The following is a 12,126-nucleotide window of genomic DNA, read 5'->3' as shown; positions in this document are numbered from 1 at the left end:
CTTGTGGATTCCGGCCGTCTCGGACACGCGTGAACCGGAAAATCCCAAAAACATAAAAAATGAAAAGACAGCAGAAAACTCGAAATCGGTTAGAAAGACGTTACACGCCGTTTACGAGCACTCGCTCCAGCCACAGGATTCGCAGGTCTTACAGCCTTCGGAGAAGTAAAGCGAGAGCGAACCACATTCCGGACATTCCGGACTCTCACCCGCGTCGATGAGCGACTGGGAGGCGTCTTTTTCGGTCTCGACCGCGCCGCCGTCGGTTTCGCCCTCGTCAGCCGTCTCTTCGAGCGTCTTCTGCTGTGGGATGCCCGTTCGCTCGATTTCGCCGTCGAGGTAGCGTCGCATCGCCACGCCGATTGCGTCAGGAATGGAGTTGATCTGTTCGCCCTTGTCCCACGCGACTTTCGGACTGCGAATGCCCTGCAAGTCGGACGCGATTTCGTTCGGGTCAACGCCGCTTCGGAGGGCGTAGCTGATGACCTTCGCCAACGCTTCCGTGAAGGAGTTGGTGAACCCACCGGAGTTGCCGATGGTGGCGAACAGTTCGAACGGTTCGCCGGATTCGTCCTCGTTGATGTTCACGTACATCTTGCCGTAGCCGGTGTCGATGCGCTGAGTGACGCCGTGGAGCACGTCCGGACGCGGACGCTCTTTGGCGTAGGCACCGCCGGTCACACCGCCTTCGGTCAGACTGGACAGTTCGTCGCCGAGTGCGGCCTGCACTTCTTCGTTCTCGATGAAGCCTTCGATACCGCCGAAGACCGCCTCGATTTGTTCGGCGATGGTTTCCGCAGCCTCGTCCTCGTCGGCGAACTCGGCGTTGTCGGCGCGCGTGGTGAGAACCTGTTTCGAGCGCGTGCCGTCGCGGTACACCGTGACGCCTTTTCCGCCGTGGTCGTAGATGTAGCGGTACACCTCGTCCATGTCCTCCTTGCTGGCGGAGTTCGGGAAGTTACAGGTCTTCGAGATTGCCGAGTCGACGCCCTGCTGGCAGGCACACTGCACCGCGGCGTGCTGTTTGCCGGTGAGGTCGCCCGTCACGACGAACAGTTCGCCGATGGCGTCCGGGACGGTTTCGAGTCCTTCGACGCCAGCGAACTGATTGTTCGCCATCTGCTCTTGGGCTTCCTGCTTAACTGCAGCCACTTCGATATCGTTGGCCTCCAGCGTGCGGAGGAAGTAGTCGTCGAACTCCACGAGCATCTCGTCGCCCTGCACGTCGTCGGAGACGTTCTTGTAGTAGGCGACGTTGTAAATCGGCTCACAGCCGCCCGTGGTGTTGCCGACCATCGAGGTGGTCCCCGTTGGCGCGATGGTGGTCGTGTTGTGGTTCCGAACCGAGAAGCCGTCCTTCCACTTTTCCGGATTGAGTCCGGTCTGCTTTTCGAACCATTCGGGGTACTCCGTCGGGTTCGCGTACTTCGAATCCGACCAGTCGTTGAACGAGTCGCGTTCCTCGGCGAGTTCGTGGGAGGCCCATTTCGACTCGTGATTGATGTGGGTCATCAACTGCTGGGCGATTTCGTTGCCCTCGTCGCTTCCGTAGCGAACGCCGAGTTGGATGTACAACTGGGCGAGTCCCATGATGCCCAGTCCGATTTTCCGCATGTCCCGAACTTTCTGCTCGATTTTCTCGACCGGGAAGTCGGACATCGTGACGACGTTTTCGAGGAATCGAGTCCCGTAGTCGATGCGGTAATCGAACTCGTCCCAATCGATGGCGTCGCGGAGGAAGGCGTTCACGGCTTCCGACAGCGACCCGTAACTGTCGCCGTTCTGTTCGTACCAGACGCGCCAGTCCGGGGCGTCCGTGTCGGCCAGCGTCGAGAGGTTGATGTGGCCGAGGTTGCAGGCCTCGTACTCTTCGAGCGGCTGTTCGCCGCACGGATTCGTCGCCAGAATCCGGTGGTCTGGGTGTTCTTCCACATCGAAGGAGTGTTCCTTGTTCACCCGTTCGAGGTAGATGACGCCGGGTTCGCCGTTCTCCCACGCACCCTCCACGATGCGATTCCAGAGAACGTCGGCGGGAATCGACAGCACTTCGCCCGGCGTGACGTAGTCGCCGAGGCCGAACATGTCGTACATCTCCTCGGTGTGTTCGGTGGCGACGTGCGGTTCTTCCGTTCGCGGGTTGGTGAAGACGAACTCCTCGTCGTTGTAGAGCGCGTCCATGAAGTCGTCCGTGACGCCGACGGAGATGTTGAAGTTAGAGAGATGTCCCTCGGCGGCGTTTCGGAGGTGTTTTGGGACGCGTCCGTCGTCATCGATGAGTTCGCGGGCCTCTTTGAGCGCGTCCTTGAACGACGTGTGCGTGTAGTCGTCGGGGTCGTTCAATCGGAGCGAGTTGGCGAGGCTCACGTCCTTGTTTTTCGCGTGGATGAACTGGATGACGTCCGGGTGTGAAACGCGCATGACGCCCATCTGTGCGCCGCGCCGGGCACCGCCCTGCGCAATGGTTTCGCACATCTGGTCGTAGGTGCGCATGAACGTAATCGGGCCGGAGGCGATGCCGCCCGTCGAACCGACTGCGTCACCGTACGGTCGGAGTTTCCAGAATGCATAGCCCATGCCACCGCCGGACTGGAAGACCTCCGCGGCCTCCTTCGCGGTCTGGTGGATGTCCGTGATGTCGTCGCCCGGCGAGTCAACGAAACAGGCGGACAACTGCTGGAGTTCGTCGCCAGCGTTCATCAGCGTCGGCGAGTTCGGGATGAACGACAGGCCTTCCATCAGGTCGTCGAACTCGTCGCGGACGGATTCGACGTGTTCCGCGATGTCCTCGGGGATCTCCGGAACGACCGTGTCGTAGGCGAACTTGTTGACGTTGTAGACCGAAAGCGTCGTTTCCGCGTCGTCCTCGGTGGTCGTTCCCTTGCCGAACACTTCGGCGGCGAGTTCGTCGCGGCGAGGGTGGTCGGGTTTCAGCTGCTCGGGCGTAACCGTGATTTCGGTGCCCTGCTTTTCGGCCTCGTAGACCGCTTCCGCGAGCGCGATGTTTTTCGCAACGCGCGGGAACAGGTCTTCCTGTGACTCGACGAGATTGCCGTCGGCGTCCTTGCGGAGATAGCGCGCCGGGAGGATGTTCTGGTAGGCGTTGCCCGTCATTCGGTCTTCGAGGGTGTCGCCCTTGGTTCGCTTGACCGGGAGGGTGACTTCGTCGGCGTCCGTCTCGTGCGCGCCGCTCATACGAGCGTCACCACCGCTGTTTCGCTGCTCTGCGTGGCGATTCGCCACTCGTCGTGTGCGTAGAACCGTTTCATTCGTAACGAAGAATCCATTTGACCCATCCCCAATTAAGTTTACTTTCTTTATCCCAAGTTTGTTTGTACAGTGACGCCTCTGGAGTCCGTTTTTCGCCTGTTACAGAGTAAGACGCCAAGGACTATAAGAGTGTTCAGACCGGAGCGAAAGTGACCGATATGATTGAATTTCTCACGGTAAGGCGTGCTTACTCGGCCGCCGTTATCTGATTTTCCACCGCAATCGAACCAGACACCACCGATACGTTTACCATTCAGTACGCAGTCATTTCGGATATGCTACCCCTCGCAATCGAACCAGTCGGCATCGTCGCTGTGGTTATCGGAATCATTCTCCTCATCGTCGCCGTTCGCTTCGCCGTCGCGCTCATCTGGCGACTCGGCGTTATCGCCCTCCTCGTCGTCGCCGCGCTCTACGCGGCGGGCGTGTTGGTGTAACGCGCAAGGAAGTTCTCGATTATCTCCCGCCCACACGCAGTGAGCACACTCTCCGGATGGAACTGGACACATTCGATTGGGTGTTCGCGGTGGCGAACACCCATCACCAGTTCGTCGCCGTCGTGGGTTGTCGTCGCGCTCACGTCGAAGGAGTCCGGAACCGCAGTCGAAACGAGCGAATGGTACCGGCCCGCCTGAAAACCCTGTTCAAGGCCGTCGAACGCGCCGGTTTCGTCGTGGTCGACCGGAAACGCCTTGCCGTGAATCGGTTCCGGCGCGCGTCCAATCGTCCCGCCGTAGACGTACACCGCGGCTTCCAAACCCAGACAGACGCCCAGCGTCGGGATTTCGGGTGAGAGTTTGCGCAGAATGTCGTTCGTAACGCCCACGTCTCGTTCGTTTTCCGGATGCCCCGGGCCGGGACTGATGATGATTACATCCGGATTTTTCTCCCGAATCTCGTCGAGCGAGGCGGTGTTTTTCACGACCTCGGTTTCGACTGCTGAAACCGAATCCGCACCGGATTCTTGCGCCCTGAGCGCTTCTTCGGCGTACTCCACGAGGTTGTAGGTGAACGAATCGAAGTTGTCCACGAACAGCACGCGAGTCATCGGGACACCTCCATTTTCTGCTGAGATTCCGGTTCACGTTCCATCGTCTCCAGCGCCGACAGCACACCACCCATTTTCTGTTCCGTTTCCTCGAACTCGGACGTCGGGTCGCTGTCCGCGACGATTCCCGCGCCCGCCTGTACGGTAACTGTATCCCGCTCGCCCGCTTGCCCGTGCTCAATCGTCGCGGTTCTGATGACGATGGCGAAGTTGGCGTCACCAGTCCACGAGATATAACCGACGCCGCCGCCGTACACGCCTCGTGAAGTTTCTTCGAGGTCGTGGATTATCTCCATCGCGCGGATTTTCGGCGCGCCGGTTAGGGTTCCTGCGGGGAAGGTCGCCCGCACTGCGTCGAAGGCGTCACAGTCTTCTGCCATGGTTCCCGTGACGGTGCTTTCGATGTGCTGAACGTGGCTGTACTTGATGACGTTCATGAACTCCTCGACGCGGATGCTACCGGACTGTGAAACCCGGCGAACGTCGTTGCGGGCCAAATCTACGAGCATCGCGTGTTCCGATCGCTCCTTTTCATCCGCGAGGAGTTCGCCCGCCAATCGCCGGTCTTCCATCGGACTCCCGCCGCGCGAACTGGTTCCGGCGATTGGGTTCGAGACTATTTTTCCATCCCGAACCGACACCAACGTCTCCGGACTCGCGCCGACGATGGTTCTGTCCTCGTAGCCGAGGAGGTACATGTACGGCGAGGGGTTCACCTCGCGCAAGGCCGAATACAACCCCCGCGGGTCGATTTCGCCCCGAATCTCTCGCTTTCGAGAGATGACACCCTGATAGATGTCGCCAGCGGAAACGTGTTCTTTCGCCCGGCGCACTGCGTCTTCGTACTCGTCTTGCGCCCCGGCAATCTCTTCGTCCGGTCGATATCCGCCGAAGTTCGGTTCGTCCGCGGATTTGAGCGTCTCGGCGATGCGATTCGCTTCCGCGACCAGTTCGTCGTACACCTCACTCGGCTCGTCTTCCGGCGACACGACCGGCGTACACACCAACGAAAGCGAGTTTTCGACGTGGTCGAAGACGAGTGTCTTGGTGTTCAGGACGAACTGCGCATCGGGAAGTTCCGTCTCGGGATGCTCGATTCCCTGTTCTTCCAGCCAGAGGTCGTACACCGCGTCGTAGGCCAGAAACCCGACCAGACCGCCGGAAAACCCGTCCACGTTCGGGAATCCTCGTCGCTCCACGTCCGGAAGCGAGTTCCGGAGTTTGTCGAGAATATCGCCCTCGGCGTCCTGTTCGCTGGCTACCACATGGTTCCAGTCGTCGTCCAGCACCTGCACCTCTGTTTCGTCCGATTCGACAGACACGACCGCTTTCGGGTCATAGCCGACGAAGGAGTAGCGCGCGCGTTGGTCGGCGGTTGCGGTTCCAGCGGGTTCGAACGCCCCGTCCGGGTCGGAGGACGCGACCTTGTCGGCACTTTCGAGGAGGAAATCGTACTCGTTTCCGCCGAGTGCGGAGTAGGCGGTCAACGGGTCGATGTCCACGTCCAGTTCGGTTTCGACGTGAACCACGACTGGCTGATCGCTGTCGGCGTGGGCAACGAACTCGTCTCGCTTCATCGTTGTAGAACTGGCTCCGATTTCTCGTGTGGTGCTTTCGCGTTCCTGATGAACGATTCGACCGCGGAGTGGTCTTTCTGTCCGCCGCCCGATTCGACCCCGCTCGCAACGTCCACGGCGAAGGGTTCAACCGCTTCGACCGCATCGCCGACGTTGTCCGGACTTAGTCCTCCCGCGAGGATGACTGGCGAGTCGAGAGAGTTCACGAGCTCCCGTGCGCGCTCCCAGTCGTGAGTTTCGCCGGTTCCGCCCGCTTTCCCGGCGTCGAGGAGGAGTGCGTCGGCAACCGTGTCGTAGCGTTCCGGACTTTCGGTCGTCGCGTCGATGGCTCGAATGACGTTCCCGTCGATGCTGGACGATAGATAGGCGAGGTCGCCGACGCCCATCCCGTGAACCTGCACGGCGTCGGGTTCGACGATTTCCGCGATTTCGACCGTCTGTTCCGGCGTTTCGGGCATCGTCACGAGAACGGTCGTCACGAAAGGAGGGACTTCCCGTGCGAGTTCGGCGGCCCGTAGTGGGCCGATTTCCCGCGGCGAATCAACTGGCACGTCCACGAGTAAACCGATTGCGTCCGCGCCTGCTGAGATGGCCGCGTGGAGGTCGTCTTCCGCCGTCAGGCCGCAGATTTTCGCTCGGGTCATGCCGAGATGGCCCTCGTCATCAAGTCGAGTTTTTCCTCTGCATTCCCGGAGTCGATTGCCTGCTCGGCCTGCTCAACGCCGTCCTCCAGGGACGAGGCTCGGCCGGAGACGTACACCGCGGCCCCGGCGTTCGCCAGAATGATGTCCCGTTTCGCGCCGCCGACTGTGCCCTCCACGATACCGCGGAGGTCACGGGCGTTCTGTTGAGGCGTACCACCCGCGACTTTTGTCACGTCGTAGCGACCGACGCCGAGGTCTTCGGGCGTGAGCGTGTACTCTTCGATGAAACCGCCCTCGACTTCCGCGACCGTCGTTTCGTCGTGGATGGCGATTTCGTCCATTCCCGACCCGTGAACTACGAGAGCGTGGGAAACGTTCATGTGGGCGAGTGCGCGGGCCAGCACGGGAACGAGGTCGGGGTCGTAGACGCCGACGACCTGCGCGTCGGCCCCCGCCGGGTTCGTCAGCGGTCCCAAGACGTTGAACAGGGTTCGCATGCCGAGTTCCTTGCGCGGGCCGATGACGGCCTTCATCGCGGGGTGGAAGACGGGCGCAAGCATGAAGCCGATTCCCTGCTGTTCGATTGCGCGTTCCACTGCGGGCGGTTCCGAATCGACCACGACGCCGACTTCGTCCAGCACGTCGGCACTGCCGGAGGAGGAAGAAACCGAGTAGTTGCCGTGTTTGGCCACCGGGACGCCCGCGCCGCTGGCGACGATTGCGGAGGTCGTGGAGACGTTGATGGTGTCGTAATCGTCGCCGCCCGTGCCGCAGGTGTCCACCAGCGGCGTTCGGTCGGGAGAAATCGTCCGCGCGGCGTCGCGCATGCCCTGCGCGAAGCCCGCGATTTCGGTTTCTGTCTCCCCTTTCGCGCGCAGTCCGGTGAGGAGCGCGCCGATTTGGGCGTCGGTCGCACCGTCGAAAACGGTGCTCGCCGCGTCTCGGGCCTGCGTGAGTGTGAGGTCGTGTCCGGTGGTGACGTGTTCGATGTAGTCCTGCATAGTGGAACACCAATGAACTGATTCGTGTTGTAATGCACAAATCCATACAATCACTTAAAGCTGTCGCCAGCCGTGGGCGAAATAAAACCGGGATACGGCGTTCGATTTCGAAACCTTCAATTACCCATGCAGCCAACGAAGAAATGCGCACAGAGGCCGACTGGGTTTGTGGTCTAGTTGGTTATGACACCTCCTTGACATGGAGGAGGCCGGCAGTTCAAATCTGCCCAAACCCATACTTTTCCGCGCTACTAATTGACGAGCGAAGCGAGGAGCCACATCGCCAAAATGAGTGTTTGGCAGTTTGAACTAGACGAGACGCACGCCCGCGGAACGGAGCGAAGCGGAGTGAGCAGGAACGTCTCGGCGTGGTTCAAATCTGCCCAAACCCACTCAATTTCTGCCGACGTAACGTGACGAGCGATGTGAGTCGCCAACACATTCGAACAGTCCGTCAATAGCTCGCGACTGGTCTCGCTACTCGCCACCTTTCGCCGATGGGTAGGATTTTACGGCGCGGTTCCCGTTTTCGAGCTGCTGTTTAGGCCGTGATTCACTCACTCGACAGCCACCGCTCTCCGAACACGATTTCATAAAAAGAGATTCCCGGAACTATTCGCCTGAAATATCCGGTGCCTGTTCGCCTGTCGAGGGCGCATGTCGGGCGTCGTAGGTGTGGGCAACTGCGACGAGCGTGAATGCGACGACCACGAGCAAGGCGAGGGCGATGTCGGCGATTCCGGCGAGAAGCGGTAGTTCGAGCCATGCTCCGGTAAGCACGGCGAATCCGGCGACTGCGATTCCGAGGTATCGTTTGCACCACGAGATGTCGTCCCGTGTGTTGGTTTCGAGATAGGGGTCGAGTTGGTCGGCGGCAGTGGCGAGTTCGACGATTCCCCGGTTTTGGTTGTAATCTACGATTCCTGCATCATCGAGTTTCGGGAGGTGGGATTGGTAAAGAGCAGTGTAGACTCGTTTTCGTTCGGCGGCGGAAATGGCATCAACTGTGGTATCGTTTTCCCACGCCGCGACCTGCTCCGCAAGGTCGCTCAACTGGACGGTTTCCTCGGCCTGCTTCAGATAGTGCAGGGCATACCGTCGTCGCTGATTTTTCAGTACGTCGAAGACCATATCGCGGGAGAGGGGAGCGTCCCGTTGCTCCCGTGACCCATTCGATTCGAGTATGTCTGAAACGTGTTCGGCCACCGTTGAGTCCGATTCGCTCGATTGATTATTGGTGTCGCTGCTCCCCGTGCCAGAGGAGTCACCGATTGTGCTCATTACTTCGCCACCCCTTGCTCGTAACCCAGCATGGATTGGAACATTGCCGGGTTTGTTCTTTGTTATTCACCATTTACCAGCCGTAAACGAGTGGTTACGAAAGACAGCATTCCGTTCGTATCTCGCCGCATTCAGGCGGTAACCACCGATTACTGACCGGTTTCCGCCCGTTCCGTTGTCCGGTGCAGATTTTCGTGCACGCCGATGACGAGTGCGGGCACTACAATGATGAACAGATGTTCTTCTATCGGAATCCCAGCCACCTCGATACCGGTTCGGAGCGGAATGGAGAAGACACCGATGGTTAGCGTGTACCAGTCCCAAACGTAACCGAGAGGATACAACGCGATAATCGTCTTGCCTGCACGGGACAGTGCGTCGGCCCGAAGGAGTAACCAGAGCGCAACCGACCCGAAAACGACCTCGGTGGCGAGATAGGTGTACGAACCGAACACCGCGCCAATGTCAGGAAACACAGGAAATCCCTACGCGTTGTATCTCTAAAAAGCCACCAGAAATGCCCGTTCTGCGACAAAGTTCAAGAGCAATGACCGCGTCATGGAAACTGCCGATGGATATCTCTGACATTGCGACCACCGACTACTTCGAAATCGAGGCCGAAGAGCGACTCGGGAAAGCGCGCTCGATATTCGAAGAGGAAAACCCAAAGGGCATCGTGGTCACCGAAGCGGGAGAGTACGATGGCGTCATCACGCAGAAACAGCTTTTGCAGTCACATATCGAAGACCAGACCAAAGTGGCGACGCTGACGAAACCCGCGCCGAAAATCGACCTGCACGACGACGTGCGCGAAGTCGCTCGCGCCCTCGTCGAAGGCGGGAGCAAGGTCGCACCTATCTTCGAGGGGGACACCGTCTGGGGGATCATCGACGAGGACATGATTCTCGACGGCGTTCTCGACAACTTAGACGCACTCACCGTCGAGCAGATTTACTCCGAGAACCCCGTCACGATTCCGGAGGACGCAACCCTCGGGCGCGTCATCAACCTCATGCGCGAACATAGTGTCTCCCGTCTCCCGGTCGTGAACGATGACGGTTTCCTCACCGGCATGGTCACGACCCACGACATCGTGGATTTCGTCACCCGGAACGAGGACAAGCCGACGACGGGCGAACGAACCGGGGACAGCGACCGAATGTTAGACCTGCCGGTGTACGACGTGATGAACAGTCCCGTCGAATCCATCTCGCTCGATATGACGGTCGAGGACGCGGTCAAGAAGATGTTCGAGATGAACTACGCCGGACTCGTGGTTACGCCGGACGACGACCGCGTGGTGGGCGGCGTCGTCACGAAAACCGACGTGCTTCGCGCGCTCACCTACACCGAGGAAGACCACATGGACGTGCAAATCACGAACATCAACCTCCTCGACACCATCTCTCGACAGACCATCCGAGAGAGCATCCAAGAAATCACGGACAAATACAAGGATATGCAGGTGCGCCACGCACACGTTCGCTTCCACGAACACAAGGAGAAACTCCGTGGCACGCCGCTCATCCAGTGTAAGATTCGTCTCCGAACCAATCGCGGGCAGGTCGCCGGATCGGGCGAAGGCTACGGCGCGGAACAAGGATTCAACGTCGCCCGCGACACGCTCGAACGCAACGTCCTCGAACTGAAAGGTGTCCAGAGCGACCGCGAGTACGAAGGCCAACTACTCCGGAAACTAAACGAACTGTAACGACGTGGGTCAGGTCGAAGACGGTTCGTTCGGGAGTCGAACCGATTTTTCTGTTCTCGTCTTCTAGGCTACTCTCGTAGGTATTCGTCCTCGTCGAACACCTCGTCTTCGCCTTCCACGCCGATTACGTCCAGTGCGGTCACTTCGGCACCCACATCGAGTAAACCCGCCAAACTCGGTTCCGTCCGACCTTCGTCACCACTCACGAGTTCCTTGATGTAGAGACCACCTTCGCCGTGAATCTCAATTTCGCCGTGGGTTTCGTCCTCCAGATGGCCGTCGATGTCGTACACTTCGCGCACGCGAGTCAGGTTTGCTCGGCGGTGGTCAACCCGGTTCGGGGTGTACTGTTCGACGGTCGTGCCGTCCAGCTCCTTGATTGCACCGTTGAGTTCGCCCTCGGTGACGGGTGCGTCGAACTCTACCTGCGCGCGGTAGGTCTTGCTCGCGTCGAGTTCCTTCACACGTTCGACCATCTCGTGCGTGGCGAGGCGAAGCCCTTCGACTTCGGCCTGTCCATCCGCGAACTCGTTGATTGCTGCTTCGAGCGTCCCTGTGTCGGGGGTGCGTTGTTTCGGTTTCTTGATTTCGATGACGAACGGGCGGCCTGTCCCGAGCATCAGAGCGTCCACGTCCTCGCGGCCCGCGCCGTGGAACAGCGCCTCTTTGCCGTCCATCGCGTCGAGAACGGGGGGCGTCGTCAGTTCCTCCACGCTCTTGCTGTAGAGGTAGCCGTCGCCGCCGCAGTAGTCGCAGGGTTCCTCGCCGCCGCCTTCGGCGAGTTGCTTGCCCGACCCGCCGCATTCCCGGCAGGGCCACTCGGTTTGTGGAATATCGCGCTCCAGTTTTCGGTAGCGTCCGAAGACGAATGCGGGATTGATTTGCACGTCCACATCGCCGCGTTCCAGATTCAGGAGGGCGAGAACGTCCGGTCGCTCGAAATCGACTTCCGTCCCTGTTAGCTTGCCGACGCGCTTGCCGACCTCGCGGTTGTACTCGGATTTGAACAGTTCGCCGGTGGCCTCGGGCAGGTCGGCCAAATCGCGGAGCAGCGACTCGTTTTCATCGATGAGCGGCGGGGTGCGCGTCCCGACTTGGTACGTCTCGAAGTCGATACCCGAGAGAGCGTCTGCGACTTGCTCTGCGTATGTTTCGAAATCGTTCGTGAGTCCTTCACAAACCCAACACTCCTCGCCCGATTTTTCGAAGCCCTCGAAATCCTCGTCGTCCTCCAGTGCGACCGCCATGCGGAGCGAGTGGCCGCGTTCGGTGTTCGACAGGCCGAAACTCCGGTCTGCGAACTGGCGACCGAGGCAGGCGTCACACACCGGCCCCTCGTCGATGACTCGCCGCGCCGCGGAAAGTACGTCCATGTTGCTTCCGTGGGAGTCACGCGGTAAACCGGTTTCCGATTCAGTCGGCGTCAACAGTCAACGTCTGATTTAGTCGAACAGTCGTGTACAAGGAAAGCACCCGCATCGAGTGTCGCTTGGCTCGGCCCTCCATCGACCGAACCGATGCGGGTTTGGCGGTCTGTTCCTGTTGTGGATGGACAGGTGGACAGACGACACGCGCGGAGACAGACACCGATTGTGAT

The 12,126-nt window shown here is 59.7% G+C and carries 11 protein-coding genes and 1 tRNA gene; 4 read left to right on the top strand and 8 right to left on the bottom strand.

Features of this window, described 5'->3' with window-relative positions; translation table 11 throughout:
* Positions 1-111: 111 nt before the first annotated feature.
* On the bottom strand, positions 112-3,192 hold the full coding sequence (locus HL45_RS03920; protein WP_049969787.1) for an adenosylcobalamin-dependent ribonucleoside-diphosphate reductase: 3,081 nt from the start codon (positions 3,190-3,192) through the stop codon (positions 112-114).
* A gap of 350 nt (positions 3,193-3,542) precedes the next feature.
* Between HL45_RS03920 and HL45_RS21080 the strand changes: the two genes are divergently transcribed.
* A complete protein-coding gene (locus HL45_RS21080; RefSeq protein WP_162833841.1) occupies positions 3,543-3,704 on the top strand; it encodes a hypothetical protein in 162 nt (53 codons plus the stop codon).
* Here HL45_RS21080 and trpG read toward each other — a convergent pair.
* From trpG to trpD, 4 genes are read right to left on the bottom strand one after another with little or no spacing between them, the layout of a single operon-like run.
* Positions 3,680-4,315, bottom strand: a complete 636-nt coding sequence (trpG, locus tag HL45_RS03915; protein WP_049969786.1) for an anthranilate synthase component II — start codon at positions 4,313-4,315, stop codon at positions 3,680-3,682. The genes HL45_RS21080 and trpG overlap by 25 nt on opposite strands.
* Positions 4,312-5,892 (bottom strand): anthranilate synthase component I, encoded by a 1,581-nt coding sequence (gene trpE / locus HL45_RS03910; RefSeq protein ID WP_049969785.1) that lies wholly within the window; start codon positions 5,890-5,892, stop codon positions 4,312-4,314. Before trpE ends, trpG begins: the two co-directional genes overlap by 4 nt.
* Entirely contained in the window at positions 5,889-6,536 is a 648-nt protein-coding gene (locus HL45_RS03905) for a phosphoribosylanthranilate isomerase (RefSeq protein ID WP_049969784.1), read from the bottom strand. The genes trpE and HL45_RS03905 overlap by 4 nt, the downstream gene beginning before the upstream one ends.
* A complete protein-coding gene (trpD, locus tag HL45_RS03900; RefSeq protein WP_049969783.1) occupies positions 6,533-7,537 on the bottom strand; it encodes an anthranilate phosphoribosyltransferase in 1,005 nt (334 codons plus the stop codon). Before trpD ends, HL45_RS03905 begins: the two co-directional genes overlap by 4 nt.
* Before the next feature lie 162 nt (positions 7,538-7,699).
* On the opposite strand from trpD, the gene HL45_RS03895 reads away from it, so the two are divergent.
* Both HL45_RS03895 and HL45_RS21755 read left to right on the top strand, forming a co-directional pair.
* Positions 7,700-7,773: transfer RNA gene (locus HL45_RS03895), tRNA-Val, on the top strand.
* A 52-nt stretch (positions 7,774-7,825) separates the two neighbouring features.
* Positions 7,826-7,954 carry a hypothetical protein gene (locus HL45_RS21755; RefSeq protein ID WP_267879580.1) on the top strand — a complete coding sequence of 43 codons (129 nt, stop codon included), beginning with the start codon at positions 7,826-7,828 and terminating at the stop codon, positions 7,952-7,954.
* Between the two features lie 195 nt (positions 7,955-8,149).
* On the opposite strand, the gene HL45_RS03890 is transcribed toward HL45_RS21755, so the two are convergent.
* Entirely contained in the window at positions 8,150-8,818 is a 669-nt protein-coding gene (locus HL45_RS03890; protein WP_049969782.1) for a DUF7344 domain-containing protein, read from the bottom strand.
* 149 nt (positions 8,819-8,967) lie between these two features.
* Positions 8,968-9,294, bottom strand: coding sequence for a lycopene cyclase domain-containing protein (locus tag HL45_RS03885; protein WP_049969781.1), 327 nt, complete (start codon positions 9,292-9,294; stop codon positions 8,968-8,970).
* A gap of 95 nt (positions 9,295-9,389) precedes the next feature.
* On the opposite strand from HL45_RS03885, the gene HL45_RS03880 reads away from it, so the two are divergent.
* A complete protein-coding gene (locus HL45_RS03880) occupies positions 9,390-10,529 on the top strand; it encodes a CBS domain-containing protein (protein ID WP_049969780.1) in 1,140 nt (379 codons plus the stop codon).
* A 68-nt stretch (positions 10,530-10,597) separates the two neighbouring features.
* Here HL45_RS03880 and HL45_RS03875 read toward each other — a convergent pair whose 3' ends face one another.
* Positions 10,598-11,902, bottom strand: a complete 1,305-nt coding sequence (locus tag HL45_RS03875) for a tRNA pseudouridine(54/55) synthase Pus10 (RefSeq protein ID WP_049969779.1) — start codon at positions 11,900-11,902, stop codon at positions 10,598-10,600.
* Positions 11,903-12,126 lie beyond the last annotated feature (224 nt).

Origin of the sequence: Haladaptatus cibarius D43 (genome assembly GCF_000710615.1) — an archaeon.
Taxonomy (GTDB): domain Archaea; phylum Halobacteriota; class Halobacteria; order Halobacteriales; family Haladaptataceae; genus Haladaptatus; species Haladaptatus cibarius.
Note: the sequence above shows the minus strand (reverse complement) of the source record. Positions and strands in the feature narration are given on the sequence as shown.

Coding starts and splice junctions, on each gene's coding strand:
- HL45_RS03875 (WP_049969779.1), bottom strand. CDS start 11,902: ATGGACGTACTTTCCGCGGCGCGGCGAGTCATCGACGAGGGGCCGGTG.
- HL45_RS03920 (WP_049969787.1), bottom strand. CDS start 3,192: ATGAGCGGCGCGCACGAGACGGACGCCGACGAAGTCACCCTCCCGGTC.
- trpD (WP_049969783.1), bottom strand. CDS start 7,537: ATGCAGGACTACATCGAACACGTCACCACCGGACACGACCTCACACTC.
- HL45_RS03890 (WP_049969782.1), bottom strand. CDS start 8,818: ATGAGCACAATCGGTGACTCCTCTGGCACGGGGAGCAGCGACACCAAT.
- HL45_RS03905 (WP_049969784.1), bottom strand. CDS start 6,536: ATGACCCGAGCGAAAATCTGCGGCCTGACGGCGGAAGACGACCTCCAC.
- HL45_RS03880 (WP_049969780.1), top strand. CDS start 9,390: ATGGATATCTCTGACATTGCGACCACCGACTACTTCGAAATCGAGGCC.
- HL45_RS21755 (WP_267879580.1), top strand. CDS start 7,826: ATGAGTGTTTGGCAGTTTGAACTAGACGAGACGCACGCCCGCGGAACG.
- trpG (WP_049969786.1), bottom strand. CDS start 4,315: ATGACTCGCGTGCTGTTCGTGGACAACTTCGATTCGTTCACCTACAAC.
- trpE (WP_049969785.1), bottom strand. CDS start 5,892: ATGAAGCGAGACGAGTTCGTTGCCCACGCCGACAGCGATCAGCCAGTC.
- HL45_RS21080 (WP_162833841.1), top strand. CDS start 3,543: ATGCTACCCCTCGCAATCGAACCAGTCGGCATCGTCGCTGTGGTTATC.